The 26,608-nt window shown below is 68.0% G+C and carries 22 protein-coding genes; 4 read left to right on the top strand and 18 right to left on the bottom strand.

All coding sequences use genetic code 11. The features are described 5' to 3' along the window. Position 1: 1 nt before the first annotated feature. The 8 genes from IMX13_RS02915 to glnA all read right to left on the bottom strand — a co-directional run bounded on the left by IMX13_RS02915 (position 2) and on the right by glnA (position 9,427). Positions 2-2,047, bottom strand: a complete 2,046-nt coding sequence (locus tag IMX13_RS02915) for a TonB-dependent receptor (protein ID WP_065182071.1) — start codon at positions 2,045-2,047, stop codon at positions 2-4. An 82-nt stretch (positions 2,048-2,129) separates the two neighbouring features. After that, the gene (locus tag IMX13_RS02910) at positions 2,130-2,411 is read right to left on the bottom strand and encodes a hypothetical protein (protein ID WP_053520269.1); all 282 of its coding nucleotides are present in this window, start codon (positions 2,409-2,411) and stop codon (positions 2,130-2,132) included. 144 nt (positions 2,412-2,555) lie between these two features. Continuing rightward, complete coding sequence (locus tag IMX13_RS02905) at positions 2,556-3,509, bottom strand: alpha/beta hydrolase (protein WP_065182072.1); 954 nt, start codon at positions 3,507-3,509, stop codon at positions 2,556-2,558. Positions 3,510-3,721: 212 nt separating this feature from the next. Further along, positions 3,722-4,882 (bottom strand): MltA domain-containing protein, encoded by a 1,161-nt coding sequence (locus IMX13_RS02900; RefSeq protein ID WP_193395721.1) that lies wholly within the window; start codon positions 4,880-4,882, stop codon positions 3,722-3,724. Between the two features lie 143 nt (positions 4,883-5,025). Beyond that, positions 5,026-5,772 carry an N-acetylmuramoyl-L-alanine amidase gene (locus tag IMX13_RS02895; protein ID WP_065182073.1) on the bottom strand — a complete coding sequence of 249 codons (747 nt, stop codon included), beginning with the start codon at positions 5,770-5,772 and terminating at the stop codon, positions 5,026-5,028. A gap of 137 nt (positions 5,773-5,909) precedes the next feature. Further along, positions 5,910-7,337, bottom strand: a complete 1,428-nt coding sequence (gene amt, locus IMX13_RS02890; RefSeq protein ID WP_193395720.1) for an ammonium transporter — start codon at positions 7,335-7,337, stop codon at positions 5,910-5,912. Between the two features lie 22 nt (positions 7,338-7,359). Then, on the bottom strand, positions 7,360-7,698 hold the full coding sequence (locus IMX13_RS02885) for a P-II family nitrogen regulator (protein ID WP_004134334.1): 339 nt from the start codon (positions 7,696-7,698) through the stop codon (positions 7,360-7,362). A gap of 319 nt (positions 7,699-8,017) precedes the next feature. Next, complete coding sequence (glnA, locus tag IMX13_RS02880; protein ID WP_053520266.1) at positions 8,018-9,427, bottom strand: type I glutamate--ammonia ligase; 1,410 nt, start codon at positions 9,425-9,427, stop codon at positions 8,018-8,020. Positions 9,428-9,646: 219 nt separating this feature from the next. Between glnA and IMX13_RS02875 the strand changes: the two genes are divergently transcribed. Together IMX13_RS02875 and IMX13_RS02870 are read left to right on the top strand one after the other, a co-directional pair. Beyond that, positions 9,647-10,441, top strand: a complete 795-nt coding sequence (locus IMX13_RS02875) for an undecaprenyl-diphosphate phosphatase (protein ID WP_053520271.1) — start codon at positions 9,647-9,649, stop codon at positions 10,439-10,441. Positions 10,442-10,514: 73 nt separating this feature from the next. Then, on the top strand, positions 10,515-11,342 hold the full coding sequence (locus tag IMX13_RS02870) for an META and DUF4377 domain-containing protein (protein WP_053520265.1): 828 nt from the start codon (positions 10,515-10,517) through the stop codon (positions 11,340-11,342). An 83-nt stretch (positions 11,343-11,425) separates the two neighbouring features. Here the strand turns inward: IMX13_RS02870 and IMX13_RS02865 are convergent, their stop codons facing one another. The 9 genes from IMX13_RS02865 to IMX13_RS02825 all read right to left on the bottom strand — a co-directional run bounded on the left by IMX13_RS02865 (position 11,426) and on the right by IMX13_RS02825 (position 20,424). Beyond that, a complete protein-coding gene (locus IMX13_RS02865) occupies positions 11,426-12,037 on the bottom strand; it encodes a YbhB/YbcL family Raf kinase inhibitor-like protein (RefSeq protein ID WP_065182075.1) in 612 nt (203 codons plus the stop codon). A gap of 10 nt (positions 12,038-12,047) precedes the next feature. After that, positions 12,048-14,117, bottom strand: a complete 2,070-nt coding sequence (locus tag IMX13_RS02860) for a tetratricopeptide repeat protein (protein ID WP_065182076.1) — start codon at positions 14,115-14,117, stop codon at positions 12,048-12,050. Between the two features lie 56 nt (positions 14,118-14,173). Next, complete coding sequence (locus IMX13_RS02855) at positions 14,174-15,208, bottom strand: alpha/beta fold hydrolase (RefSeq protein WP_080375346.1); 1,035 nt, start codon at positions 15,206-15,208, stop codon at positions 14,174-14,176. A 7-nt stretch (positions 15,209-15,215) separates the two neighbouring features. Beyond that, complete coding sequence (locus tag IMX13_RS02850; protein ID WP_193395719.1) at positions 15,216-16,007, bottom strand: lysophospholipid acyltransferase family protein; 792 nt, start codon at positions 16,005-16,007, stop codon at positions 15,216-15,218. Positions 16,008-16,127: 120 nt separating this feature from the next. Further along, complete coding sequence (locus IMX13_RS02845; RefSeq protein ID WP_193395718.1) at positions 16,128-16,562, bottom strand: hotdog fold thioesterase; 435 nt, start codon at positions 16,560-16,562, stop codon at positions 16,128-16,130. Between the two features lie 10 nt (positions 16,563-16,572). Continuing rightward, on the bottom strand, positions 16,573-18,648 hold the full coding sequence (locus tag IMX13_RS02840; RefSeq protein ID WP_193395717.1) for a phospholipase D family protein: 2,076 nt from the start codon (positions 18,646-18,648) through the stop codon (positions 16,573-16,575). Next, the gene (locus IMX13_RS02835; RefSeq protein ID WP_065174131.1) at positions 18,645-19,262 is read right to left on the bottom strand and encodes a YceI family protein; all 618 of its coding nucleotides are present in this window, start codon (positions 19,260-19,262) and stop codon (positions 18,645-18,647) included. Before IMX13_RS02835 ends, IMX13_RS02840 begins: the two co-directional genes overlap by 4 nt. Before the next feature lie 4 nt (positions 19,263-19,266). After that, on the bottom strand, positions 19,267-19,743 hold the full coding sequence (locus tag IMX13_RS02830) for a histidine phosphatase family protein (protein ID WP_065174130.1): 477 nt from the start codon (positions 19,741-19,743) through the stop codon (positions 19,267-19,269). Between the two features lie 51 nt (positions 19,744-19,794). Continuing rightward, positions 19,795-20,424, bottom strand: a complete 630-nt coding sequence (locus IMX13_RS02825; RefSeq protein ID WP_053519980.1) for a ParA family protein — start codon at positions 20,422-20,424, stop codon at positions 19,795-19,797. 123 nt (positions 20,425-20,547) lie between these two features. Here IMX13_RS02825 and IMX13_RS02820 point away from each other — a divergent pair, with 123 nt between their 5' ends. Next, a complete protein-coding gene (locus IMX13_RS02820) occupies positions 20,548-22,032 on the top strand; it encodes an AAA family ATPase (RefSeq protein ID WP_065182079.1) in 1,485 nt (494 codons plus the stop codon). Positions 22,033-22,104: 72 nt separating this feature from the next. Here IMX13_RS02820 and IMX13_RS02815 read toward each other — a convergent pair whose 3' ends face one another. Next, the gene (locus tag IMX13_RS02815) at positions 22,105-22,743 is read right to left on the bottom strand and encodes a tetratricopeptide repeat protein (RefSeq protein WP_065182080.1); all 639 of its coding nucleotides are present in this window, start codon (positions 22,741-22,743) and stop codon (positions 22,105-22,107) included. Between the two features lie 172 nt (positions 22,744-22,915). Here IMX13_RS02815 and IMX13_RS02810 point away from each other — a divergent pair, with 172 nt between their 5' ends. Continuing rightward, on the top strand, positions 22,916-26,602 hold the full coding sequence (locus IMX13_RS02810; protein WP_193395716.1) for an indolepyruvate ferredoxin oxidoreductase family protein: 3,687 nt from the start codon (positions 22,916-22,918) through the stop codon (positions 26,600-26,602). Positions 26,603-26,608: the final 6 nt, after the last annotated feature.

Raw genomic sequence — 26,608 nt, 5'->3', positions numbered from 1 at the left:
GCTACAGCTTCATGCTGAGGCCGACGAAGACGGTGCGGCCGGGGGCAGGCGAGAACATCGGCCGGGCACTGTCCCAGAAGAAGCTGTCGTACCACGCGTAGGCGTACTCGCGTCCGGTGACGTTCTTCAGCTGCAGGTCCACGCTCCAGCGCGGATTGATCCGGTACGCGGCAGTAAGGTCGAGCACGGCGAAGCCGCCGAACCTGCCGGCCACGTTGCGCTCTTCCAGGTAGTAGTCGCCCTGCGCGCGCGCCTGCAGACCCAGCCGCAGTGCCTGGCTGGCCTGGTAGTCCACGCCCAGGTTGCTGATGTGGCGCGGGGTGGCGGCCACTTCGCGACCCTGCAGGGACACGCCGGGGGCGCGGTTGTCGCGGGTGATCTTCGCTTCCTGGTACGCATGCGAGGCCCACACTGTCCAGTCGTCGCCCACCTGCAGGCTCAACTGCGCGTCCACGCCACGGCGCCGGGTCTTGCCCAGGGTGACGGTGGTGCCGGTGGCCGGCATGTTGGACACCTCGTTCTCCGCATCCTGCTGCCATATCGCCAGGCGGGCCTGGGCGCCGTCAAAGGGCTGGAACTTCAGGCCCAGCTCCATGCCGGTGTTGGTGGAAGGACGCATCGGCGTCTGCCCGGGCGTGAGATAGGCCGGCGCGGTGGCGCCGGTCAGCACCTGGAACGTGCGGCCCCAGTTCGCGTAGACGTGGGTGGTGTCGCCCAGGCTGTGGATGACGCTCAGCTTGGGCTGGCCGATGGTGCCGTAGTCCTGCAGCCGCCCGCGGGTGCCATCCATCAACCGCGTGCGACCATTGAAGCGGTCCACGCGATAGGCCGGCACGATCTTCCAGGCGGCGGCTGGCTGATAGATGGCCTGCAGATAAGCGCCCACGTTGTCGAAGCTGTGGCGGTCGTCGTTCTGCACGCGGGCCGGCGGGCGGGTGAAATCGGTGGGTTCGGCGTAGGCATACCGCTCGCGGATGTAACCGTTGTCCTGCTGCTCGTAGTTCAACCCGCCCTCCACCGTCAGCGTGGCTGCGGGCTGCCAGGTAAGCGTGGTGAGCAGGCCGGCCTGGCGCTCGTCCCACAGCCGCCGCTGGCGCGGCAGGTTGCCGGTGGGCAGGTCGCTGAAGGTCACGCGCCGATCGTCCTGGTAACGGTTGTAGTACAGCCGGGTGCCGAGAACGAGCGCGTCGGACAGCTTCAGGTCCAGATGCGCGGCGAACTGGCGCATGTCGCGGTCGTCGCCGTCATGGGCGTTGCGCAGGTCGCTGCCACGGCGGTGCGTGCGCAGTTCCTCGGCCGTCATGAAGCCGGGCTCGTCCGCCTCGTGGTGATAGGCGCGCGCGGTCAGGCCCACGCGCAGGCCATCGTCCAGTGAACCGTAGAACCACTTGCCACCCAGCGAATACTTCCTGGAGGTGTCGTGCTCGCGATAACCGTCGCTGGCCTGGGTGCCGATGAAGTAGTTCTGCGCGAAGCCGTTGGATTCGCGGCCCACCGCCAGCTGCGCATCGCGCGTGTTGTAGCTGCCATAGGCCAGCCGTGCATCGGTGTAACTGCCGCCCTGGCGGGTACCGAAGTTCACGTTGCCGCCGATGTTGTGCAGCCCATAACGCGGATCGTTGGTCCCGCGCACCACCTCGATGTAGCTGATTTCCAGCGGGAACAGCATGTCGATGAAGCGCTGGTTGCCGCTGTTGACGTTGCTCGGGATGCCATCGATCAGGGTCTTGATGGCATTGAGGTAACCCTCGCCATTGAAGGCGCGGAAGCTGACCTTGCCCGACTCGGCACCCTGGCGTGTTTCGGTCAGCTGGATGCCGGGCATCTGCCCCAGCAGTTCCCAGCTGTGGGACACGGTGCGGTCTTCAATCTGGTCTGCGCCCAGAACGTCAACGGAGGTGAGTACCTGGTGCGCGCTGAGGGCGCCTTCCCGGTGCTGGTGGACATCGACCTTGCCCAGGGTGAGCGCCGCGTCGGCTGACTGCGCCAATGCGTCAGGGGCAAGGGGAGCCGCCGCCAGGGCGGCCAGCAGCGTGGGGGTCTTCATGGGGAAGGAGATGGAGTGCCAAAAATGAAACTTTATAACATTTCAGTTCTGGCAGCCATCGGGGACGCCGGTTTGCCGGGCGTCAGGCAGACGGATAACCGGTCGCTTCCCTGGCCTTCTTCCACGCGATTTCAAATTCGCGCGCGCTGATCTCGTCGTCGGAATCGAAATCCAGGAACGAGACGGGCTGGTCGGCCAGCATGAAACGGTCATCGCTCTGGCCGTTTTCATCGGCCCATACCAGCTTGGAGCCGTAGATCTCCACCTGGCGGACGATCCTGTCGCCCCGTGCTTCCATCAGCACGTTGCCCTTGCCGAGGCCCGATTCGGCCCAGTGCTTGTAGTACTTCTTTGCGTTCTTCATTGCCGGAGTCCTGGCTGTGGAGGCAGCCGGAGAGTTCAGAGGGCGGCATTATCGCCCAGCGGGCACCGCAGGGGCCGTGCGATGACCTGCCATTCGCCCGTCGATCACGGCAGAAGGCCCCGGCTCACCGCCGGGGCCCTGCACTCACTTCTGCTGCAGGAAGGCCAGCAGGTCCTGGTTGACCTTGTCCTTGTGGGTTTCGGTCAGGCCATGCGGCGCACCCGGGTAGACGATCAGGCGGGCGCCCTTGATCAGCTTGGCCGACATGCGGCCGGCAACGTCGATCGGCACGATCTGATCGTCATCACCGTGGATCACCAGCGTCGGCACGTCGAACTTCTTCAGGTCCTGGCGGAAATCGGTTGCCGAGAATGCGGCGATCGAATCGTAGGTGTTCTTGTGCCCGCCCAGCATGCCCTGCGCCCACCAGGCGTCGATCATGGCCTGCGAAACCTTCGCGCCGGGGCGGTTGAAGCCATAGAACGGGCCGGAGGGAATGTCGCGGTACAGCTGCGAGCGGTTTTCCAGCTGCGCCTTGCGCAGGCCATCGAACACTTCGATCGGTACGCCGCCGGGGTTGTCGGCGGTCTTGAGCATGAGCGGCGGCACCGAGCTGATCAGCACGGCCTTCTTCACCCGGCCGGTACCATGGCGGCCGATGTAGCGCGCCACTTCGCCCCCCCCGGTGGAGAAGCCCACCAGCGTCACGTCATGCAGATCCAGCGTGTTGATCACCGTGGCCAGGTCATCGGCATAGTGGTCCATGTCGTTGCCTTCCCACGGCTGGCTGGAGCGTCCATGACCGCGGCGGTCATGCGCGATCACGCGGTAGCCATGGTCGGCCAGGAAGATCATCTGCGATTCCCAGCTGTCCGAGTCCAGCGGCCAGCCGTGGCTGAAGGTGACCACCGGGCCATCCTTCGGACCCCAGTCCTTGTAGTAGAGCTGCACGCCATCGGCGGTGGTGAGGGTGCTGGCGGTACGGGCGACGGCGGTGACGGCGGTGGAGGGCGCCGCTTGCGCAGCCTGGGCGGACAGGCCGGCCTGCAGGGACAGAGCCAGGGCAGTGGCGGCCAGGGTGCGGGTGACGGTGTTCATGGTGGAATCTCCTGCGAAGTGAGTGGGTTTCGACAGGTCCACTTTGCGCCCCTTTCCGGGACTGCTTGCTACGTAAAGTCCTTAAAATTTGACCATTCGTCCGCCAATCCCCATGGCCCGCGACCGCTACCTCGCGCGGGCATCGCCGCGGCCCGGTCTGCGGTCAGCGGTCAGCGGTCAGCGGTCAGCGGTCAGCGGTCAGCGGTCAGCGGTCAGCGGGCCGGCAGCGTCACGCCCTTCGGCCACAGCATCCACAGGCTGCCCTGCTGCTTCATGTCGCCGGCCAGCTTCCCAGCGGCATCACCGGTGCCCCAGTACAGATCGGCGCGGACTTCGCCGGCAATGGCGCCACCCGTATCCTGCGCGGCCACCGGGCGTACCAGCGGCGTACCGTCCGGACGGGTGGTCGACAGCCACAGCAGGCTGCCCAGCGGTACCACGGTGCGATCCACGGCAACGCTGTAGCCGGCAGTCAGCGGTACGTTCAACGAACCGCGCGGGCCTTCCGGGCTGTCGGCGCTGCGCACGAAGAACACGTAGCTGGGATTGCTGCGCAGCAGCTCCGGAACACGCGCGGGATTCGCCTTCGCCCACGTGCGGATGGCGTCCATGGTGACGTCTTCCTTGCGCAGCTCGCCCTGCTCCACCAGCCAGCGGCCGATGGCGCGGTAGGGATGGCCGTTCTGCTCGGCGTAGGCCAGCCGCACCTGCGTGCCATCGGCCAGGCGCACCCGGCCCGAGCCCTGGATCTGCAGCAGCTGCAGGTCCATCGGATCGGTCAGCCAGGCCAGTACCGGCGCCTTGGCACCCTTGCCGGCGATGGTGCCTGCGTCGTCATAGGGCTTGAGTACCTTGCCGTCCAGGCGGCCGCGCAGGCGCTTGCCCTTCAGTTCGGGGTAGACGCTGTCCAGCTGCACCACGATCAGATCATCGGGGGTGCCATAGACCGGCACTGTTGCCGTGTCCGTGCGGCTGAGGCTGCCGGGGTAGATCGGCTCGTAGTAGCCGGTGATCAGGCCTTCGGCCTGCTGGCCACCCGCACGCAGCGCATACACGTCCAGATCACGCTGCAGGAACTGGCGGATGGCGGCCGGGTCCTTGTCTGAAACCGCAGCGGCTGTGGCGCAGGGTCTGGCCCAGACCGCATCGTTCTTCAGGCGGGTGCAGCTGCTGCGCCAGGCGACGAAGCCGGCCTGCAGGTCGCTGTCCGAGACCGGTGGCAGCGCACTCCATTCAACCCTGGCGTAGGTGGCCGCAGCGGGCGTGGCAGCGGCAGGTGCGCCTGGGCGGGTGCCGGTGGTGGAACACGCGGCGAGCAGGGCTGCACCGAGCAGGAGGAGCAGCGCGCGCGGCAACGACTTAACAGTGATCATGGTCGCAATGTAGTGGGGCGGGTGCTGGCCCGGCAACCTCATGCAGGTGTAGCGCCGGCCCATGGCCGGCGGAAGCGGATCCCGCGCTGTGCGCTCGCCGGGCACGGCCCGGCGCTACCGGCATTCCGACCCGGCGCTGGCGGTCACGGCGTCTGCAGCAGCAGCGAGTACAGGATGCGCGCGTCTTCCGCATCCAGCGTCTTCGGCAGATCATCGCTGCCACGGAATCGACGGTGGAACGCGGCCACCGCCGCGTCCCTATCCTCCAGCGGGTAACCGAAGCGGGCCAGCGCATTCCAGGCATCGAAGCCTTCCGGTGCGGGGCCATCGCTGGCACGCGGCCACACGCCGAAGCCGGCCTCTGCCAGCTGCTGCCACGGGAAGAAACGGCTGGGATCCTGCTTGCGCGTCGGCGCCAGGTCGGCGTGGCCGATGACCTGCCGCGGCGGAATGTCCAGGCGCGCGGTGAGGTCGCGCAGCAGCACGATCAACGATTCGATCTGCGCCGCGCTGAAGGGTGTGCGGCCGTTGTTGTCCAGCTCGATGCCGATGGACGCCGAGTTGAGGTCGGTGATGGTGCCCCATCGGCCCGTGCCGGCATGCCAGGCACGACGTTGATCGCTCACCAGCTGGTAGCGATGGCCGTCGGCGCCGATCAGGTAATGCGCGCTGACCCGGCCGCCACTGTTGGCGGTGCGCAGCGTGCGCAGGCTCTGCTGCACCGAATCCTGTTCGGTGTGGTGGATGACGATGATGACCGGACCCCGCGCGTTGTGGTTCGGCGAGGGCACCCAGGTCGCGAGCGGATTGCGCGGCTCCGGCGGAGCGGACGCACAGGCGGCCAGCAGCAGGCAGGCCGAGAGCAGCAGGGACGTGCGGATCGGGTGCATGCCCCTGATTGTGCGCGATCGGGATGGATCGTGCATGGAGGGGCACGCGGCGCGTGGCCGGTGCCCTGACGGACGCAGCCGGGCATGGCCCGGCTGCACAGCGTGCGGGCGGCCCTTCCGGACCGCCCGCCCCTGCATCAGGCCTCGTACGCGGATTCGCCGTGCGAGGTGACGTCCAGGCCGGTACGTTCGGCCTCTTCGGTCACGCGCAGGCCGACCACCACCTTCACCAGCAGCAGGATGACCGCGGTCACCACGGCGGACCAGACCACCGTCAGGCCGACGCTGACCACCTGCACCCACACCTGGTGGCCGATATCCAGATCGGCCTTGGTGCCGCCCAGCGACTGCGCACTGAACACACCGGTGAGGATCGCGCCGACGATGCCGCCGACGCCGTGCACGCCGAACACGTCGGCCGTGTCATCCACCTTCAGCAGCCGCTTGAGACCGGTGACGCCCCACACGCAGACGGTGCCGGCGACGAAACCAATGATGATGGCACCCAGCGGCCCGACCGTGCCGCACGCGGGCGTGATGCCGACCAGGCCGGCCACCGCGCCGGAGGCCGCACCCAGCGCCGACGGCTTGCCCTTGCCGATGGCTTCCACCAGCGTCCAGCCCAGCACTGCGGCGGCGGTGGCCAGCACGGTGTTGAGGAAGGCCAGCGATGCCACGGTATCGGCCGCGGCGGCGGAGCCGGCGTTGAAGCCGAACCAGCCCACCCACAGCAGCATCGCGCCGATGTAGGTGAACGGTACGTTGTGCGGCTTCAGCGCGGTCTGGCCGTAGCCAAGGCGCTTGCCGACGAACCACGCGGCGACCAGGCCGGCAACGCCGGCGTTGATGTGCACCACGGTACCGCCAGCGAAGTCGATCGCGCCCAGCTCACCCAGGTAGCCACCGCCCCAGACGATATGCGCCATCGGGATGTAGCTGAAGGTGAACCACAATGCCGAGAACAGCAGCACCGCACGGAACTTGATGCGCTCGGCGAAGGCACCGACGATCAGCGCGGTGGTGATGCCGGCGAAAGTCGACTGGAAGGCGACGAACAGATAATCCGGCAGGCCCGCGATCGGCGTGTTGCCCACCGAGTCGGGCGTGAAGCCCTTCAGGAACGCGAACTCGGTGAATGAACCGAAGAACGGATTGCCGGCGCTGAACACCGCGCTGTAGCCGTAGGACACCCACAGCAGCAGCACCAGCGAGAACACCACCAGGATCTGGCTCAGCACGGACAGCACGTTCTTCGAACGCACCAGGCCGCCGTAGAACAGGGCCAGGCCCGGCACCACCATCAACAGCACCAGCAGGGTGGAGGTCAGCATCCAGGCGACGTCGCCGTGATCGAATGCCGGGGCCGCAGCCTCGGCAGCCGCGGGAGCGGCGGCGGCCGGTGCCTGCAGCGGCTCGACCGCTACCGGTTCACTGCTCAACGGTGTCACCTGGGCCTGGGCGTGGGCGTTGCCCGGCCAGACGCCCGCGGCCAGCGCGCTGAGCAGCATCAGCAGGCACACGAGATGGAACCGGGCTTGCCACCCGGTAAGAAGGCGCATCTTCATTGGGGGAGTCTCCGGAAGGGGGTTACAGCGCGTCTGCACCGATTTCGCCGGTGCGGATGCGGATGACCTGTTCGACGGCGGTGACGAAGATCTTGCCGTCACCGATCTTGCCGGTACCTGCCGACGATTGGATCGCCTCGATCACCGCATCGGCGCGCTCGTCGGTGACCACGGTTTCGATCTTGATCTTGGGCAGGAAATCGACGACGTACTCTGCGCCGCGGTACAGCTCGGTATGGCCCTTCTGGCGGCCGAAGCCTTTCACTTCGGTCACGGTGATGCCCGACACGCCAGCATCGGAGAGGGCCTCGCGGACCTCGTCGAGCTTGAACGGTCGGATGATGGCGGAGATCAGTTTCATGCGCATGTCCCGATGGTGGATGGGGCCAGCGCGCCAACGCGCGATGGCATCAGGCAACCACGGGCCATCACATCGATGGCCGTGGCTGTTGCACCGGACACGAACGGGGCCGGGACGGTCGTGCCTCTCTCCTTGCACGACCGACGCGGGAGGGAGGGCGGCCCATGTCGCGTATCCGGTCTCTCTTGCCCCTGGATCAACGGACCCACGGTCCGCTCTACCACGGTGGGCCGGAGCCCACCCTGCGGCTCCCCAGCCGCAAAGATCGGAGGCGATGGCGGCGGGTGGGAGGGGGAAGCCCGCCGCCATCGCCGCCCGGTCAACTGGCGTAGTACAGCTGGTATTCCAGCGGGTGGGTCGCCGCGCGGAACTTGGTCACTTCCTGCATCTTCAGGGCGATGTAGCCGTCGATGAAGTCATCGCTCATCACGCCGCCGGCCTTCAGGAACTCACGGTCCTTGTCCAGCGCTTCCAGCGCCTGGTCCAGCGAGGAGCAGACCTGCGGAATCAGCTTCTCTTCTTCCGGCGGCAGGTCGTACAGGTCCTTGTCGCTCGGTGCGCCCGGGTCGATCTGGTTCTTGATGCCGTCCAGGCCGGCCATCATCAGCGCGGTGAAGGTCAGGTAGCCGGACTGGATCGGATCGGGGAAGCGCATTTCGATGCGGCGTGCCTTCGGGTTGGAGACCCACGGAATGCGGCACGACGCCGAACGGTTGCGCGCCGAATAGGCCAGCATCACCGGTGCTTCGAAGCCCGGCACCAGGCGCTTGTAGCTGTTGGTGCCCGAGTTGGCGAAGGCATTGATGGCGCGGGCATGCTTGAAGATGCCGCCGATGTACCACAGCGCCAGCTGGCTCAGGCCGCCGTAACCGTCGCCGGAGAACAGGTTGGCGCCGCCCTTGGACAGCGACTGGTGCACGTGCATGCCGCTGCCGTTGTCGCCGACGATCGGCTTGGGCATGAAGGTGACGGTCTTGCCGTTGCGGTGCGCGACGTTCTTGATGACGTACTTCATGCGCAGCAGCTCATCGGCCTTCTGCACCAGGGTGCTGAACTTGGTGCCGATCTCGCACTGGCCGGCGGTGGCCACCTCGTGGTGCTGCACTTCCACTTCGATGCCGACCTGTTCCAGCGTCTTGCACATTTCCGCACGCAGGTCGTGCAGGGTGTCGGTCGGCGGCACCGGGAAGTAGCCGCCCTTCACGCCCGGGCGGTAGCCGCTGTTGGCGCCATCGTACTTCGCGCCGCTGTTCCAGGCGGCTTCTTCCGAGTCGACCTTGAAGAAGGTGTTGCCCATTTCATTGGCGAAACGGACCGAGTCGAAGATGAAGAATTCCGGCTCCGGGCCGAAGAACGCCGATTCGGCGATGCCCGAGGACTTCAGGTAGGCCTCGGCGCGCTTGGCGATGCCGCGCGGGCAGCGGCCGTAGGCCTGCATGGTGGCCGGATCGAGGATGTCGCAGCTGATCACCAGGGTCGGATCGGCGTAGAACGGATCGACATAGGCGCTGGACGGATCCGGCAGCAGGACCATGTCCGATTCGTTGATGCCCTTCCAGCCGGCGATCGAGCTGCCATCGAACATCTTGCCTTCTTCGAACAGCGACGCTTCGACGATGCTGACCGGGAAGGTGACATGCTGTTCGACACCGCGCATGTCGACAAAGCGCAGATCGACGAACTCGATCTGGTTGTCCTTGATCAGCTTCTCAACGTTTTCCACGGACATCGGTACGACCTCGGATGGGAATGAATGCCTGCTGAGGTACAGCAATGACCGTGCCAACTTTTTGCGCCCTGCAAGTCCTTGATTTCACACAGCGTGCACTGAGTCAGTGCGGCACAGCCTGCACCAAAGGGGTGCGCAGGCACGCGGATGCACCCCTTTGGTGCGGCATGGATGGTCTATCCTCTCGACCTTCTTCCGCCGCACGCGCCCGCACTGCCCATGTCCGACCTGCTCTCCGCCCTGCTGCTGGGCATCCTCGAAGGCTTGACCGAATTCCTGCCGATCTCCAGTACCGGCCACCTGCTGATCGCCCAGCATTGGCTGGGCGCACGTTCGGATTTCTTCAACATCATCATCCAGGCCGGCGCGATCCTGGCCGTGGTGCTGGTGTTCCGCCAGCGCCTGTGGAGTCTGGCCACCGGCCTGGGACAGCGCGAGAACCGCGACTACGTGTTCAAGCTGGGCGCGGCATTCCTGGTTACCGCCGTGGTCGGGCTGCCGGTGCGCCTGCTCGGCTGGGAACTTCCGGAAACGGTCAGCCCGATCGCCTGGGCGCTGATCATCGGCGGCATCTGGATGCTGCTGGTGGAGCTGTATACCGCGCGCCTGCCCGACCGCGACCAGGTTACCTGGACGGTGGCGATCGGTGTCGGTCTGGCACAGGTGGTGGCCGGCGTGTTCCCCGGCACCTCGCGCTCGGCGTCGGCCATCTTCCTGGCCATGCTGCTGGGCCTGAGCCGTCGCGCAGCCGCCGCCGAGTTCGTGTTCCTGGTCGGCATTCCCACCATGTTCGCCGCCAGCGCCTATGCGTTCCTCGAGCTGGCCAAGAAGGGACAACTGGCCAGCGAGAACTGGGCCGATGTCGGCGTGGCGTTCGTTGCCGCCGTCATCACCGGCTTCATCGTAGTGAAGTGGCTGCTGGGCTACATCAAATCGCACCGCTTCACCGCGTTCGCCCTGTACCGCATCGCGCTGGGTGCCGCACTGCTGCTGTGGTTGCCGTCCGGCACCTGAACAGCGGCGGGGAACGGCAACCCCGTTGCCGGCCCCGCCCCGTTTCCCCCTCGGTTCCCCAAGGAGAATCACCATGAACCGCAAGCTCACCCTGCTCCTCCCGCTGGCCCTGCTGGCCGCCTGCAGCCAGACCCCGGCCCCGGCCGGAACCGGCGGCGACGACGTGGCCCCGGCGGCGACCAAGGCGGCAGACCAGCAGACGCTGGCGCACCTGGACGCGCAGCGCCTGCAGAGCCAGCACTGGCGGCTGCAGAAGGCCACGGCCGCCGACGGCAAGCGCATCGACGCGCTGTTCGCCCGTGAAGACAAGCCGGTCACCCTGGACTTCGTCGATGGCCGCCTGTCGGTCAGCAATACCTGCAACCGCATGAGTGGCGGTTACACCCTGGCCGACGGAAAGCTGAGTGTCAGCGCGATGGCCTCGACGATGATGGCCTGCGCGGACAAGTCGCTGATGGCGCTGGACGAGGCCGTATCCAGCCGCCTGCAGGGTGAACTGAAGGCGGAGCAGGATGCCGCCGGCACGCTGACCCTGACCAGCGCACAGGGCGACACGCTGGTCTTCGCTCCGGAACCCACCGCTGAAACCCGCTATGGCGGCGCCGGCGAAACCGTGTTCCTGGAAGTGGCCGCCCGGACCGAGAAGTGCTCGCACCCGCTGATCCCGGACTACCAGTGCCTGCAGGTCCGCGAGGTGAAGTATGACGACAAGGGCCTCAAGCAGGGCGAGCCGGGCAAGTTCGAGAACTTCTACGGCAACATCGAGGGCTACACCCACGAAGACGGCGTGCGCAACGTCGTGCGGGTGAAGCGCTACGAGGTGAAGAACCCGCCGGCCGATGCGCCGTCGCAGGCGTATGTGCTGGACATGGTGGTCGAGTCGGCCGTCGAGAAGAAGTAAGCATGCAGAAGGGCGGCCGCAGGGCCGCCCTTCTTCGTTGCCGCCGGGCGTACTGCCCGGCGCTGCAGAAACACGCTGCGCGGTCAGGCCAGCGCCGGATTCAACGTGTAGGTGCCGTGCAGCGCCGCCTCGGCCAGCACATGGCCATGCATGGCGCGATGGACATCCGCGGCGGTGAAGCGCTCCGGCAACGCCAGCGCGGCCACGTCCAGCGCGAACACACGGAAGAAGTAGCGGTGCAGCCGCTCGTCGTTGAACGGCGGGTACGGGCCGTCGTAGCCCAGGTAATCACCGGCCATGTCCGGATTGCCGGCGAACCAGCCGGTGAAGTCGTTCAGGCCCTGCCGGCTGCCGGCCGGACCGGCCGGTGCGGCCTTGCCCTTGACCACGAAGCCATCGCTGCAGCTGCCCGCGGCGATCTCGTGCACGCTGGCAGGGATGTCGGCCATCACCCAGTGCACGAAGTCGCAGCGCGGCTGGTCGCGTGGCACCGTCATATCGCTGCGGCCGACGGTGTCCGGCACGGTCGGCACATCCGGGTCCACGCAGATCAGCACGAACGAGCGGGTGCCCTCGGGCACATCGCTCCAGGCCAGGTGGGGATTGCGGTCCGGCGCGAAACCGGCGGTGTCGCCGGCGGCGAATTCGCGGTCGATCGGTGCGCCGTTGGTCAGGCTGTGGCTGCTCAGTTTCATCGGACGGTCCTCACTCTTCCGGGTAGCCCAGGCGCACCGCGATCGGTGTCAGCTGGGCGAAAGCGGCGCTCATCACGTCGCGGTAGTGGCGCCAGTGGCCCGGCGGGAAGCGCGGCACGCCAAGCTGGGCTGCCACGGGCATGGGGCGCTCGAACAGGCGTCCCAGCAGCTCGGCCATCGCCTGCGCATCATTGCCGATGTGGTCGATCCGCAGCAGCACATGCGGGTACAGATCTTCCTCGTTCAGGGTCGCGACCTGGGCCAGCGCACGCGCCAGCCATTCGCCGGCCTCGGCCAGCGAGGTCATCGCCAGCGGCGCGGCAGCGCCATAGGCCACCCAGTCCAGCAGCATGTCGCGCGGATCACGCAGCACGATCAGCAGGCGGCCCTGCGGCAGCTGGGGGCGCAGGGCCCACAGCAGCGCGTTGTCCCACCACAGCAGCCAGTCGATGATCGTGTCGCCCTGCACGCCGCGCGCCGGCAGCTGCTCGCGCCAGCGCTGCACCAGCCGCTCCGGCGTCAGCACGCCGGACGCCAGGTCCTGCAGCGTGTGGTAGTTCTGGAACGCGTCATCCGGCGGGTTGCTGGTGTAGCGATCACTGCGTAACACCGGGCTGGCAGCGGCCAGGCCGGTCGCCACGCGCTCCACACCCGAACCCGGTGCGCCCCACAGGAAAATCGGCGCCGACGTGTTGGATTCGTCGACACTGCCCTTGTCCGGCCAGCTCGGCGGTGCCTTCGCCTGCGGCGGCAGCGGCAGGCGCTGCGGCGCCTGGTCGGCCTGCAGCGCCAGCCAGGTTGCCAGGGCGGCATCCGGTTGCCCGGCGCGATCCTGGATCTCGCCCAGCCAGGTGCGCAGGTCAGCGCGATGGCCCTCCGCGGCCTGTTCGATCAGCGCCTGCACGCGGGCGACGGCAGCAGCGGGGTCGCGCTGCAGCAGGCCCTCGACAAGGCGGGACTCGGCGCTGACACGGCCCGGCTCGAGGCTGACGATGCGTTCTGCGATGCCTTCAGCCTGTGCGTGCTCACCCGCCATGTCGTGCAGCCGCAGACGCGCCTCCAGGGCGGGCACATGGCCAGGCATCGCTTCGATCCAGCGCTCGACCACGGCAACCGCCGCATCGCTGCCCACCTCTTCCACCGACAGGCGTGCCAGCCACAGGTCATGCAGCTGCGGGTTGTTTTCCAGCGCCGCATCCAGGCGTGCGCGTGCTTCTTCCTCGCGGCCCAGCCGCTGCCACGACATCAGCAGCAGCTGCAGCATCTGCCGGTCTGCCGGCTGCGATTCCAGCAGCGGCAGCAGGTGTTCCAGCGCCTGCAAGGGCTGCCCGCTGCGCAGCGCCAGCTCACCGGCCAGGCGCCGCAGCGATGCGTGGTCCATGCCTGGCTGCTGCAGCGCCACCTGCATGGCCTCGGCGGCGGCCTCGAGATTGCCCTGCCGCAACGCCAGCTGCACGACCAGCCCGTGCAGGGACGACAGCGACGGGTTGAGCTCCAGCACGCGGCGGAAGGCCTGCTCGGCGAATGCCAGCATGTCCTTGCCCAGATAGGCAAAGCCCAGTGCATACAGCACGCGCGGATCATTCGGCTGGGCCTGGTTGGCCTGCGACAGCAGTACCAGCGCGCGATCAGGATCGTCACGGCGCAGGGCGATCATGCCGTCGATGTGCAGCAGATCAGGGTGATCCGGTTCAACGCGCGCGGCCAGGGTCGACAGGCGCTGGGCTTCATCGAAGTCATTACGGCCGATCGCCAGGTGCGCCTGCATCAGGTAGGCGGAAAAGGCGTTCGGATTGAGATCGGTGGTACGCAGCAGCGCCTCGTCGGCGCCCTGGTATTCGCGCAGCGCCAACAGCAGGCCGGCATGCTGCAGATGCAGCTGGGCATCGTCGGGGGCCAGCCGCAGCGCCTGCTGCAGGGCGTCCATTGCGTCGCCGGGCTTGCCCTGCTGCTGCAGCGCAAGCGCCAGCCAGCGGTGGGCCGCGGCCAGGCCGGGTTCGTCACGGGTCCACGCCTGGGCCAGCTGCACGGCCTGGCCGGCCTCGTTCTGGCGCAACGCTTGGATGATCTGGTCTTGCATGGCGGTCCGGTTCAAGGGCAAACCCGCATTGTAGCGGCCTGCGCGCCGGTCCCGGTTCAGGCCTGCAGAACCCGCCGCAGGCGCTGCGCCACCCAGCGCTCGGAGAAGCCGTCACCACGCCAGTTTTCCAGGAAACCGCAGTGACCGCCCCAGCACGCCGTTTCCAGATGCGCCTGGCGTGGCAGCTGCCAGTCGCGGAACGTGGAATACGGGATCACCGGATCATCCTGTGCCATCAGGATGTCGGCCGGCACCTGCAGCCCGGACAGGCGATCACCGGCAATCGAGTAGCCGTCGAAATACGCCTGCAGCGAACCGAAGGTGGTATGGCGCTCGACCAGCCATGCGGTCAGCGCGCGGATGTCCAGCTTCAGCACGCGATCGTCGCAGTCACTCAACTCGGGGAACAGGTCGCGCTTGCGGCGCAGCGAGACGGTCCACTTGCGGCGGAAATACCAGTCGTACATCGCCGGGCCGTTCTCGATGCTCTCCATGGTCAACGCCGGGTCCAGCACCGGGCACACCGAGGCCACCCGCAGCAGCGGCACGCCGGCTGCCGGCGCACGCAGGGCCAGGCGCAGCACGAAGTTGCCTCCCAGCGAGTAGCCAGCGGCGACCAGCGGCAGGTGCGGCCAGCGCTGGGCGACGTCGCCCGCGGCATGCACCACTTCGTCGATCAGGTTGGAATGGAAGATGCCGGGGTTGAGGTGATGGGTGTTGCCATGGTCACGGAAGTTCAGCCGCACCACGTCGAAGCCCTGCTCGAGCATGCGCGCGGCGGCCATGCGCATGTAGCTGGACTCGGCGCTGCCTTCCCAGCCATGCAGCAGCAGTGCGATGCCACGCGGCTCACGCCCCTCGACGTGGCTGTGCCAGCCCTGCAGGCGCACGCCCTCGCCACCATCGAGGATCATTTCCTCGCTGACTGCGCCGGTGGCGGCCAGCAGCAGCAGGCCGCGCTGCAGGCGCATGCGGCTGGAACTGAGCATCGACTGCAGGTGGGGATTGCGCAGCCAGCGCGGCGGCTGGTAATCGGCCGCAGTCAGCATCGACGCGGATGCGTCGACAGGCGGTGGCGGGACCAGGGCCACCACGGCCTCACTCCCCGCTCATGGCCGCCACGATGCGCGCGCGCGAGGTTTCCGCGATGCGCCGACGGCCTTCCAGGTCCTGGGCACCGATCGGTGCCAGGAAGTGCACTTCCGCACGTCGCGCCGGCTCACCGAGCAGGCGCAGGAAATTGGCGAAGAAACTCTCGCCGGGGCCGAAGGCCACGATCGTCTGCGCGTCGCCCTTCTTTCCGTACACCAGCGCCACCGGCTGCACCGGCACACCGGTCTCGACTGCCGCCTGGAAGATCCGGGCGTGGAACGGGCCCACTTCGTGGCCCCCGCGGGTGCGTCCTTCCGGGAACACGCCCACGGCCCTGCCTTCACGCAGGCGATCGGCCATCACCTGCATCACCCCACCGAGCGACTCGGTGTTGCCACGCTGGTGGAAGATGGTCTGGCCGCGCGCGGCCAGCCAGCCGACCACCGGCCAGCCGGCGATCTCGCGCTTGGCGACGAAGCCCATCATGCGCTGGCTGTGCAGGATGCTGATGTCGACCCAGCTGACGTGGTTGGCGACGAACAGCACCGCGCCGGGCAGCGGCTGGCCGATGCGCTCCAGGCGGAAACCGAAGATCCACATCAGGCCGCCCTGCCACGCGTTCACCACTTTGGCACCGAGACGGTCCTGGCCCACGCGCAGGTTCGCCCACGGCGCAAGCATGCCCAGCAGGGTGAGCGGCAGGAACACGAGGATGTGGACCAACAGCAGCGGTACGCGGTACAGGTAACGGCACACACGCGCCACGCCGCCGCGGGGGGCCGGAGTGGGGGAAGTCATCCGCGCACGATACCGGAGGGCTGCCATCGCTGCCAGCTGGTTCAGGCCATAAATCCGCTTGATCGGGGCAATCGGCGGGGAACGCTGGGTTCCGCCGCTGTCGCGGGCCTGGCCGGGGGCTCAGCCGTGGCCGGCAGCCACCACGGCCAGGGTCAGCCGCGAGATGCACACCAGCCGGCCCTGCTCGTCCTCGATGCGGATCTCCCACAGCTGCGTGCTGCGACCCACGTGCAGCGCGCGTGCGGTACCGGTGACGGTGCCCGAACGCACCGCGCGCACGTGGTTGGCGCTGATTTCCAGGCCCACGCAGATCTGCTTGCCGGCCTCCACGCACAGATTGCCCGCGCTGCTGCCCAGGGTCTCGGCCAGCACCACCGATGCGCCGCCGTGCAGGATGCCGTAGGGCTGGCGGGTGCGCTCGTCCACCGGCATGGTGGCCTGCAGCCAGTCTTCACCGGCAGCGCTGAAGACGATGCCCAGCGACGCGATGGCCGTGTTGCGGCTGAGCGCGTTGAGCTGCTCGAGGGATACGGCTTCGCGGAACACCTGGGTCATGCGGGCACCTTCAGAGGATGGGGACGAGGCCGGCGCCGAACGCGGTCAGCATGCGCACCAGCAGCCACTTCGGTCCGACGTTGACTTCAGGGAAGTCACCCACGGCGACGTAGCACTGGTGGAAGTCCGGGCTCTGCCGGGGCAGCGGCTGCGGGCAGTCCGGACCCGGCTTGAACTCGTAGTCGGTGGCGTAGCGCCACGGCCAGAAATCGAGGATCGGCAGGGCCTCGGAGGCCTTGCCGACGCTGTAGTTGAGCCCGGACAGCACCGGCGGCTTGGCGCGTGGCGCGACCGTCCAGGAGTTCTGCGGGTGGATGTCGCGCAGGATGCTCTGCGCCAGCTGCTCGGCGAACACCGGATCGTCGATGATCACCGCACCTTCGGTGTTGTAGTTCTCGCTGCGCGGATCGAAGTTGTGGGTGCCGACCACGCCGATGCGGCGGTCGACCACCAGCGACTTCGCGTGCAACCCCATGCGCGCACCCTTGCGGGTCACAGGCAGCGGCTTGTTGACCGCCTTGCTGCCCAGGAACGAGGGCCGCGTCTCGGTGCGCAGCAGACGCGTTTCCACTTCACTGCCGGCGGCGCGGCGGCGCGCCCGCGCATTCTCGTAGGCGCTGCCGGTGCGGGGGCGGAAAACCGCCGGCGCTTCGTCGGCGCCAGTCGTGGTGGCGGCGGCGGCGTCGGTGGCGGTGGACGTACCGCCGCTGCGGGCATTGCTGCCGGCAGCGCTGCCGCCGATCAGCGGATTGCGTCCGCCACTGTCCTGGCCCGGCGGCGCCTCGATCGGGTCCGGCAGCAGGTTGCGGTAGTCGACCGGCGCATCGAGCGGGAACGGCTTGTATTCGAAGATGTTGAAGCCCAGCTCACGCATGTTGCGCCGCTTGTACTTGTACGACAGCGCGTAGACGATCGGGTTGTCGGTGGCCGCCAGGCTGTTGGTGGACACCAGCACGCGCGGCGGCTGCGGACGCTTGCGCAGATCGCGGAACAACGTCTGCGCGGGTTTGGACAGCACCAGGTACGGCGTCTGCAGGATCACTTCGTGCTGCGCGCTGGCGATCAGTGCGTCGAGCTGTGGCTCGGTGACGTGCTGGCTGGCCCGCGGCGCATCGACCTTTTCGCGCCGATGCTTTCGCGGCAGGTCGGCGACGTAGCGCACCGACGCCACCGGCAACGCGGTGTCGACGAAGGAGCGGGTGACGAAGTCCATGTCGTTGGCCTCCGCGCTGACCCGCTGCACCCGCTCGGGACGGCGGAAGGTGGCGGGCGGCAGGTTCGGCACGCCCTCGCGCAGCAGCGTGCGTCCGACGTCGTTCAGGCGTTCGGCCGGCACGCTGCGGCGGGCGCGCCAGAACGCATCGAAGTTGGCCGCCATCTCGCGCACTTCCGGGCCGGCGATCAATACGTCGCGATCGCGGAAGTTGTACTCGCGGTCCCAGTCGTAATAGTCGTCCTGGTAGTTGCGGCCGCCAACCACGCCGATTGCGTCATCAATCACCAGCAGCTTGTTGTGCATGCGCTGGTTGAAGCGGCGGAAACAGCACAGCACGCTGCCGGCATAGTCGAAGTAGTTCAGCCGCGCCTTGCCGAAGGTGGGGTTGTACACCCGCAGCTGGAAGTTCTCGTGGGCGCCGGACAGGGCGCCGAGAATCTGCAGGTCGGAGATGGCCGAGAGCTGGTCGATCAGCAGCCGCACCTTCACTCCCCGCTTCGAGGCGGCGAGCAGTTCATCGATGACCAGCCGGGCACTGTCGTCCTTGTCGAAGATATAGGTCTGCAGATCGATGCTGCGGGTGGCGCTGCGCAACAGGTTCAGGCGCGCGACCAGTGCGCCCTCCCCCTCGTCCAGCAGGGTGGCGTAATGACGGGGACGGGTTTCGGTGGACTCGCTGAATGCGCGGCCAGCGAGCGCGCGCAGCGGCGACTCCTGCGCGCAGCGGTCGGCACGCTGGCAGTCGACCTCGGTGGAGCGCGCCTGCACGGCAATCGCTTCGGCACGGTCGCGCTCGGCGTGCGACAGCGACGCACAGCCACTGCCAAGCAACACCGTTGCCAGCGCCAGCACCCGCAGCAGCAGATTCACGGTTTCGGCGCCTCGCTCAGGCGCGCTCGCAATACGAAGGTCACTCGGTCACTCAAGGCAAGCTGCCAGCTGTCCATGCCATACCGGCCTCGTTGCACGGTACCGCGGCTGACGACGTCGCAATCATAGCCGGGTCGGGCGCACTGCGCCTTCTCGACCCGCAGCGATTCAGGATGGCTGACCCCGCGCAGGGTCAGACGGCCTTCGATGTCGCCGCCTTCGGCCACCGTGTCGGGCCAGTAGGGCAGCGAATCGAACTCCACCATGGGGTGCCGCCCGGCGTCGAAGAACTCCTCGCCCCGCATCCAGCCGGTGTAGCGGGCCTTGCCGGGAATCTCCACCGACCGGGTGAACATCTTCAGGTGCACCTGGTGGCGGCCGTCGGAGAGCACCTCGATGCGCCCCTCGAACTGCGGGAACACCCCCTCGATGCGCTGCCCGAAGCGGGTGCGTACTTCGAAGCCGATGCGCGAATGCTGGGTGTCGAGCAGCAGCACGCGGGGGCCATCGGCGCGCACCGGAGGCAACGTGGTTGGCTGGGGCACGCCCGCCCAGGCCGGGGCGAGTGCCAGCAGCAGGGGCAACAGGCAGCGGCCGGGCCACCGCAGGCTCATCGGCTCACGGCCACCAGAAGGCGTTCAGGCTGGCCACGCCCGGCTCGATCGCCGCTTCGCGCGGGAAGCCGAGCACCGCGATGCCGGCCGGCGGCATGCCGCGGTAATCGCTGCTGCTGCCTTCGGTCATCAGAGCCACCAGCCGTTCCAGGCCGGGGTTGTGGCCCACGACCAGCACACGGTCGAGATCGCGGCGTTCATCCACCAGTGCCGCCAGGGTGCCCGGGGTGGCTTCGTAGATGCGGTCTTCCAGGCGCTTTTCGACATAGCCGATGGCCGCCATCACCGCTTCCAGGGTTTCGCGGGTGCGCCGCGCAGGCGAGCACAGCACGCAATCCGGCAGCAGCTTGTTCTCCTTCAGCCAGCGGCCGGCGGCTTCGGCTTCGGCAAGCCCGACCGGCGACAGGGGCCGGTCGAGGTCGGCCTGGCCCGGGGTGGCCGGTTCGGCGTGGGCATGGCGCAGCAGGATCAGTTCACGCATCGCGGATATCCATGGAATCGGGGAGTGGAGCAAGGGCCCAGGCGTGAACGGTCACAGCTTCAGCCAGGACAGCAGAGGTTCCCAGTCGGCCTGGTGCTCGCGCACCTGGGCGGAGCGATAGTCGAACAGGCTGCGGCCCAGGCCGGTCATGACCACGTAGCTCTGGCTGTCGCGCAGCTGTGCGACCACCGGGTACGGCCATTCGGCCAGCATCTGCAGCGCCTGCTGCGAGGTCTGGGTCCAGGGCTTGGTGCGGTTGAGCACCAGCCCCACCGGCAGCTTGCGGCTGTGCACGCGCGGCACCTGGGCCAGGCTGTTGAGGAAGCCGACGATGGCTTCGATGTCCAGCGCCGAGGGCAGCACCGGCACCACCACCGCATCGGCGGCATCAAGGAAATGGGGGATATCGTCGGCCAACGCGCCGGCAGGCGCATCGATGATGACGGTCTCGGTGCCATCGGGCAGCTTCTGGGCCCATTGCTTCTTCCGGTACACGTCGATCGGCAGCACCGCGCTTTCCAGGCCGGCGCGGCGCTGTGCCCAGCGGGTGCTGGAGCCCTGCGGGTCGGCATCGGCGATCACCGTGGCCTTGCCCTGCAATGCCGCGTACGCGGCCAGGTGGGTGGCGACGGTGGTCTTGCCCACCCCGCCCTTGGAACCGGCCACCAGGATCGTCTTCATGCCAGCCTCGCTTCCGGGTACGTGCCCCGAGCGTACACCGGCGATGGTGACGGGAGGTAGAGCCGCGCTGAACCTGTCGGCATCGGCTTTGCTATGGTGACGCCCCCGAAGGATCGAACCCGCATGAGCGAACTGCAGGACCTGAGCGCGCTGATCCGCGCCAATACCCCCCTGATCGTAGTGGAGACCCAGGACGAGGGCCGCATCGTCGAGTTGTTCCGGCAGACACTGATGCATGTATGGCGGGCCCTGCACCGCTGGTCGATCACCGAGGGCCTGCGCCGCATCGATCTGGACAGCGAGGATGCGCCGGTCGGACCGCCCGATGCCAGCGCGGCGCTGCAGATGATCCGCCAGGCCGACCAGCGCGGGGTGTACCTGCTGCTCGATTTCCATCCCTATCTGGGCTATGCCAGCCACCAGCGCGCGTTGCGCGACCTGATCCAGCGCCGCCACAGCGAACCCCATGTGCTGGTGCTGATCGGTGCCAAGGTCGAACTGCCGGCCGAGCTGGAAGCCCTGGCGGTACGCTTCAACCCGCGCCTGCCCGACGCCAATGCGCTGCTGAAGATGCTGCGCGAAGAGGCCGATGCCTATGCACGCGAGCACGGCGGCCGCCGCGTGGAGGTCGACAGCGAGGCGGTGAAGAAGATCCTGAAGAACCTGCAGGGCCTGAGCCTGGTCGACGCCCGGCGCATCGCCCGGCAGCTCATCTACGCCGACGGTGCGCTGCGCGACGACGACCTGCCACAGCTGGCGCGGCTGAAGTTCGAGCTGCTCAACCGCAGCGGCCACCTGTTCTTCGAGCATGACAGCGCGCGCTTCGGCGACGTGGCCGGCGCCAACCGGCTCAAGCGCTGGATCAACCAGCGCCGTGTCGCCTTCATCGCCGGCTCGGCACCGGCAGGGCTGGATCCGCCGCGCGGCATGCTGCTCCTGGGCGTGCAGGGCTGCGGCAAGTCGATGCTGGCCAAGGCCACCGCCGCCGGGTTCGGCGTACCGCTGCTGCGCCTGGACGTGGGCGCGCTGTACAACAAGTACCACGGCGAGACCGAGTCCAACCTGCGCCAGGCCCTGGCCTCGGCCGAGCAGCTGGCGCCCTGCGTGCTGTGGATGGACGAGATCGAGAAGGGCCTGGCCAGTGGTGGCGACGACGGTGGGGTATCGCGCCGCGTGCTTGGCTACCTGCTGACCTGGATGGCCGAACGCAAGGCGCCGGTGTTCATCGTCGCTACCGCCAACCAGGTGCATGAGCTGCCCGCGGAACTGCTGCGCAAGGGGCGCTTCGACGAGATCTTCTTCGTTGACCTGCCCTCGCCCGAGGTGCGGGTGGAACTGCTGCGCCTGCACCTGGGGCGACGCCAGCTCACTGCGGACGACTTCGCGCTGCCGGCGCTTGCCGCAGCGTCCAACGGGTTCTCCGGTGCGGAGATCGAGCAGGCCATCGTGGCCGGGCTGTATGCGGCCCATGCCGAGAACCGGCCGCTGGATACCGAAACGCTGATGGGCGAGATCCGGGCGACACGGCCCTTGTCGGTGCTGATGGCCGAGCAGGTGGCGGCGTTGCGCGAGTGGGCGTCCGGTCGCACGGTGTCTGCGGACGACTGAGCGGTCTGCCACCCGCGGCGCAGGCTGTTGCCCTCTGCAGGTGCCGGGTGCACCCCGGCACCACGCCTGCCCTCAGGGCCAGGCCGGCGGCGCGGCAGCCCAGGCCTGCTGTACTTCGGCCAGCGACGCGCGCTCGTCCTCGCGCCACTGCGGCAGCAGCTGCGCGTAGCGGCTGCTGTCGCTCCACTGCGACGGTTCGGTGCGCACGGCAGCGGCGTACCACTGCACGGCCTGCTCCTTCTGCCCCAGGCGCCACAGTGCCAACGCGTAGCTTGGCGGCAACCAGCTCGGCTTGCTGAGCGTACTGCCGGCGGCGGCCTGCCACTGCTCCAGCGCGGCCTCCGGCTGCCCCTGCCGCAGCAGGTCCCAACCATAGTTCCAGCGTACGCCGCGACCGACGCTGCTCTGCACCGGGGCATCCTTCAATGCTTCGCGGTACAGCTGCTCGCCAAGTTCGGTACGGCCCTGCGCGATCGCCACCGAGGCCAGCTGCACGGTCGCTTCCACCACGCGCCGGCCACGCTCGCGCTGCTTGAGCAGCTGCGCCACCAGGGCATCGCCCTGCGACTGCTGTACGACCACCATCGGCGCAGCCGCGGCATCGTTGTCGAAATAGAACTCCTGTGGCGCCGGCAATACCGGCGCCGCCCACGCGGAGGCCGCCCCCGAGACCAGCAGGATGCCGGTCAGGATCTTTACTGCCACTGACATTCCTTCTTCCCCCGGGCTGCGACCGCAGCCCCTCTCTCTCCTCCTGATCCTAACCGCAGCATGGCCGCCGGCGCGAGTGCCGGGGCCTGCGCGGCCTCACTGCTACAATTCGCGCCTTCCCCGTCGCGTGCCTGCACGCGGCCGGTGCCAGCCGATCCTGACCGGGCCAGCCATGACCAGTACCGCGCAACTCACCTCGCCCTCTTCCGCCGACCTGATCGACCGTGATTACACGCTCGATCACAAGTACACCCGCAACGAGGGACGGATCTACCTGAGCGGGGTGCAGGCGCTGGTGCGGCTGCCGCTGATGCAGCGGCTGCGGGATGCCGCCGAAGGCATCGACAGCGCGGGGTTCATCAGCGGCTACCGCGGCAGCCCCCTGGGCGGCTTCGATCTGGAGCTGTGGCGCGCCCGCACGCACCTGGAGGCCGCGCGGGTGAAGTTCACCCCGGGCCTGAACGAGGACCTGGGCGCCACCATGGTCTGGGGCACCCAGCAGACCAACCTGTTCCCCGGCGCCAACGTACAGGGCGTGTTCGGCATGTGGTACGGCAAGGGCCCGGGCGTGGACCGCTGCGGCGACGTCTTCAAGCACGCCAATGCGGCAGGCACGTCCCGTCATGGCGGCGTGCTGGCGCTGGCGGCCGATGACCATGCCTGCCGCAGCTCCACCCTGCCGCACGGCAGCGAGGATGAATTCGTCAGCGCGATGATGCCGGTGCTGAATCCGGCGGGCGTGCAGGACATTCTCGACATGGGCCTGCTCGGCTGGGCGATGAGCCGGTATACCGGGCGCTGGGTCGGCTTCAAGACCATCGCCGAGACGGTGGAATCGTCGGCATCGGTCGACGTGGATCCGCTGGCGCGTCGCATCGTGCTGCCGGACGACTTCCCGATGCCGGCCGGCGGCCTCAACATCCGTTGGCCGGACCCGCCGCTGGACCAGGAGATGCGCCTGCACCGCTATGCCGTGAAGGCGGCGCAGGCCTTCGCCCGCGCCAACGGCATCGACCGGGTGGTGATGGACGCGCCGCGTGCACGGCTGGGCATCGTCACCACCGGCAAGAGCTACCTGGATGTGCTGCAGGCACTGGAGTACCTGGGCCTGGACGAGGCCGCCTGCGCCGACATCGGCATCCGCGTCTACAAGGTCGGCATGACCTGGCCGCTGGAGCCGGAAGGCATCGCCCGCTTCGCGCAGGGCCTGGACGACATCATCGTGGTGGAAGAGAAGCGCGCCTTCATCGAGCGGCAGATGAAGGAGCAGTTCTTCAACTGGCCGGCCAGCTGGGGCCCGCGCCCGTCCATCGTCGGCAAGTACGACGAAGCCGGTGAATGGATCCTGCCGTCCACCGGCGAGCTGACCCCGGCCACCATCGCCGGCGTGATCGGCCGGCGCATCCAGCGGTTCTTCAACAACGAGTCGATCGAACAGCGCCTGCAGTGGATGCAGCAGAAGGAGGCCGAGCTCGCGTTGCCGCGCGCCAGCTTCCCGCGCGTACCGCACTACTGCTCGGGCTGCCCGCACAACACCTCCACCACGGTGCCGGACGGTTCACGTGCGTTGGCCGGCATCGGTTGCCATTACATGGTGACCTGGATGGACCGCAGCACCGACACGTTCACCCACATGGGTGGCGAAGGCGTGACCTGGGCAGGGCAGGCGCCGTTCACCGATACCCCGCACGTGTTCCAGAATCTGGGCGACGGCACCTATTTCCACAGCGGCTCGCTGGCGATCCGCCAGGCGATCGCGGCCGGCGTCAACATCACCTACAAGATCCTCTACAACGATGCGGTGGCGATGACCGGTGGCCAGCCGGTGGATGGCCCGCTCAGCGTGCCGGATATCGCCCGGCAGATGCGCGCCGAAGGCATCCACACCATCGTGGTGCTGTCCGACGACATCGCCAAGTGGACCCGCCAGCGCGAGCATTTCCCCAGTGACGTCGAGTTCCACGACCGCAGCGCGCTGGACGAGGTGCAGAAGCGCCTGCGCGAGGTGAAGGGGGTCTCGATCCTGATCTACGAACAGACCTGCGCCACCGAGAAGCGGCGGCGCCGCAAGCGCGGCAAGCTGGAAGATCCGGCCAAGCGCGTGATGATCAACTCGCTGGTCTGCGAGGGCTGCGGCGACTGTGGCAAGAAGAGCTTCTGCGTCTCGGTGCTGCCGAAGGAAACCGAGTTCGGGCGCAAGCGCGAGATCGACCAGTCCAACTGCAACAAGGACTACTCGTGCGTGAATGGCTTCTGCCCGAGTTTCGTCACGGTGCATGGCGGGAAGCCGCGAAAGGGCAACCGGCGCGATGCATCGTCCCTGCTGGACAACCTGCCGGCGCCGACGGTGCGCGGCAGCCTGGAGCAGCCCTGGAACATCCTCATCACCGGCGTGGGCGGTACCGGCGTGGTCACCATCGGCGCGTTGCTGGGCATGGCCGGCCACCTGGAGGGCAAGGGCGCCACGGTGCTCGACCAGACCGGCCTGGCGCAGAAGGGCGGCGCGGTGACCACCCATATCCGCATCGCACGCCGGCCGGAGGACATCCACGCCGTGCGCATCGCCGCCGGTGAGGCCGACCTCGTACTGGGCTGCGACATGGTGGTGGTCAACGATTACTGGGCACTGTCGAAGGTGCGCGCGGGCCGCTCGCAGGTCGTGCTCAACACCTACGAAGCGATGCCGGGCACGTTCACCACCCGTCCCGACATGCAGTTCCCGGCGGCCGACATCATCGCTGGCGTGCGCGTGGCGCTGGGCGGCGATGAGCCGCTGCTGCTCGATGCCACCCAACTGGCCACGGCGCTGCTGGGCGATGCGATCGCCGCGAACCTGTTCATCCTCGGCTACGCCTGGCAGCAGGGCCTGGTGCCGCTGTCGTTCGAATCGCTGATGCGTGCCATCGAGCTCAACGGCGCGGCGGTGGCGATGAACCAGCAGGCCTTCGCCTGGGGCCGGCTGGCGGCGATCGATCCGCAGGCCGTGCAGGAGGCCGCCGGCCTGGTGCGCAACCGCCATACCGATACGGAATCCACGCCCGGCCCGCTGCATCCGCTGCCACCGGGCGAGTGGGAAGGCAACGAGTGGGGGGCCACCGCTGCGCCACGCAACACCGGCGACGAACGCGAACTGCGTGGCCTGCCCTCGCATGGCGGCGAGGTTGCCTTCCTGCCGCTGGACGACGCGCGCCTGTCGCGCTCGCTGGATGAAATGATCGAACGCCGCGCCGCGTTCCTGGTCGACTACCAGGACGCCGCCTACGCCGATCGCTACCGCAGCGTGGTCGAACGCGTGCGCGCCGCCGAACGCGAGCGCATCGGCGGCTCGACCGCGCTGACCGAGACCGTGGCCCGCTATCTGTTCAAGCTGATGGCCTACAAGGACGAATACGAAGTCGCCCGCCTGTACACCAGCGGTGATTTCCAGCGCCGGCTGCAGCAGCAGTTCGAGGGTGACTACCAGCTGCGCTTCCATCTGGCGCCGCCGCTGTTCGCGAAGAAGGATGAACAGGGCCGGCTGCAGAAGAAGGAGTACGGCCCGTGGATGTTCAAGGCGTTCGGCCTGCTGGCGAAGCTGAAGTTCCTGCGGGGCGGTGCCTTCGATGTGTTCGGCCGCACTGCCGAGCGCCGCATGGAGCGCAAGCTGATCGGCGACTACGAAGCCACCGTGCAGCTGCTGCTGGACGGGCTGGATGACGGTCGCCTGGCGTTGGCCGTGGAGATCGCCAGCATCCCCGAGCACATCCGCGGCTTCGGCCACGTCAAGGAAGCGCATGTGGAGAGCGCCAAGGCGCGGGAAGCTGCGCTGCTGGCGCAGTGGCGCAACCCGAAGGCGCTGCATATCGTGCAGGTGGCGTAAGCCGGA

The organism is Stenotrophomonas sp. B2, assembly GCF_014947095.1.
In the GTDB taxonomy this organism is placed as follows: Bacteria; Pseudomonadota; Gammaproteobacteria; order Xanthomonadales; family Xanthomonadaceae; genus Stenotrophomonas; species Stenotrophomonas maltophilia_P.
This window is presented reverse-complemented; position numbering and strand designations above follow the sequence as displayed.

What these genes read in the sequence shown, in the direction of transcription:
- IMX13_RS02875 (WP_053520271.1), top strand. Translation starts at nt 9,647, where the DNA reads ATGTCCGACCTGCTCTCCGCCCTGCTGCTGGGCATCCTCGAAGGCTTG.
- IMX13_RS02815 (WP_065182080.1), bottom strand. Translation starts at nt 22,743, where the DNA reads ATGTCAGTGGCAGTAAAGATCCTGACCGGCATCCTGCTGGTCTCGGGG.
- IMX13_RS02820 (WP_065182079.1), top strand. Translation starts at nt 20,548, where the DNA reads ATGAGCGAACTGCAGGACCTGAGCGCGCTGATCCGCGCCAATACCCCC.
- IMX13_RS02910 (WP_053520269.1), bottom strand. Translation starts at nt 2,411, where the DNA reads ATGAAGAACGCAAAGAAGTACTACAAGCACTGGGCCGAATCGGGCCTC.
- IMX13_RS02825 (WP_053519980.1), bottom strand. Translation starts at nt 20,424, where the DNA reads ATGAAGACGATCCTGGTGGCCGGTTCCAAGGGCGGGGTGGGCAAGACC.
- IMX13_RS02830 (WP_065174130.1), bottom strand. Translation starts at nt 19,743, where the DNA reads ATGCGTGAACTGATCCTGCTGCGCCATGCCCACGCCGAACCGGCCACC.
- IMX13_RS02900 (WP_193395721.1), bottom strand. Translation starts at nt 4,882, where the DNA reads ATGATCACTGTTAAGTCGTTGCCGCGCGCGCTGCTCCTCCTGCTCGGT.
- IMX13_RS02860 (WP_065182076.1), bottom strand. Translation starts at nt 14,117, where the DNA reads ATGCAAGACCAGATCATCCAAGCGTTGCGCCAGAACGAGGCCGGCCAG.
- IMX13_RS02895 (WP_065182073.1), bottom strand. Translation starts at nt 5,772, where the DNA reads ATGCACCCGATCCGCACGTCCCTGCTGCTCTCGGCCTGCCTGCTGCTG.
- IMX13_RS02915 (WP_065182071.1), bottom strand. Translation starts at nt 2,047, where the DNA reads ATGAAGACCCCCACGCTGCTGGCCGCCCTGGCGGCGGCTCCCCTTGCC.
- IMX13_RS02905 (WP_065182072.1), bottom strand. Translation starts at nt 3,509, where the DNA reads ATGAACACCGTCACCCGCACCCTGGCCGCCACTGCCCTGGCTCTGTCC.
- IMX13_RS02865 (WP_065182075.1), bottom strand. Translation starts at nt 12,037, where the DNA reads ATGAAACTGAGCAGCCACAGCCTGACCAACGGCGCACCGATCGACCGC.
- IMX13_RS02845 (WP_193395718.1), bottom strand. Translation starts at nt 16,562, where the DNA reads ATGACCCAGGTGTTCCGCGAAGCCGTATCCCTCGAGCAGCTCAACGCG.
- IMX13_RS02835 (WP_065174131.1), bottom strand. Translation starts at nt 19,262, where the DNA reads ATGAGCCTGCGGTGGCCCGGCCGCTGCCTGTTGCCCCTGCTGCTGGCA.
- IMX13_RS02870 (WP_053520265.1), top strand. Translation starts at nt 10,515, where the DNA reads ATGAACCGCAAGCTCACCCTGCTCCTCCCGCTGGCCCTGCTGGCCGCC.
- IMX13_RS02850 (WP_193395719.1), bottom strand. Translation starts at nt 16,007, where the DNA reads ATGACTTCCCCCACTCCGGCCCCCCGCGGCGGCGTGGCGCGTGTGTGC.
- IMX13_RS02810 (WP_193395716.1), top strand. Translation starts at nt 22,916, where the DNA reads ATGACCAGTACCGCGCAACTCACCTCGCCCTCTTCCGCCGACCTGATC.
- glnA (WP_053520266.1), bottom strand. Translation starts at nt 9,427, where the DNA reads ATGTCCGTGGAAAACGTTGAGAAGCTGATCAAGGACAACCAGATCGAG.
- amt (WP_193395720.1), bottom strand. Translation starts at nt 7,337, where the DNA reads ATGAAGATGCGCCTTCTTACCGGGTGGCAAGCCCGGTTCCATCTCGTG.
- IMX13_RS02885 (WP_004134334.1), bottom strand. Translation starts at nt 7,698, where the DNA reads ATGAAACTGATCTCCGCCATCATCCGACCGTTCAAGCTCGACGAGGTC.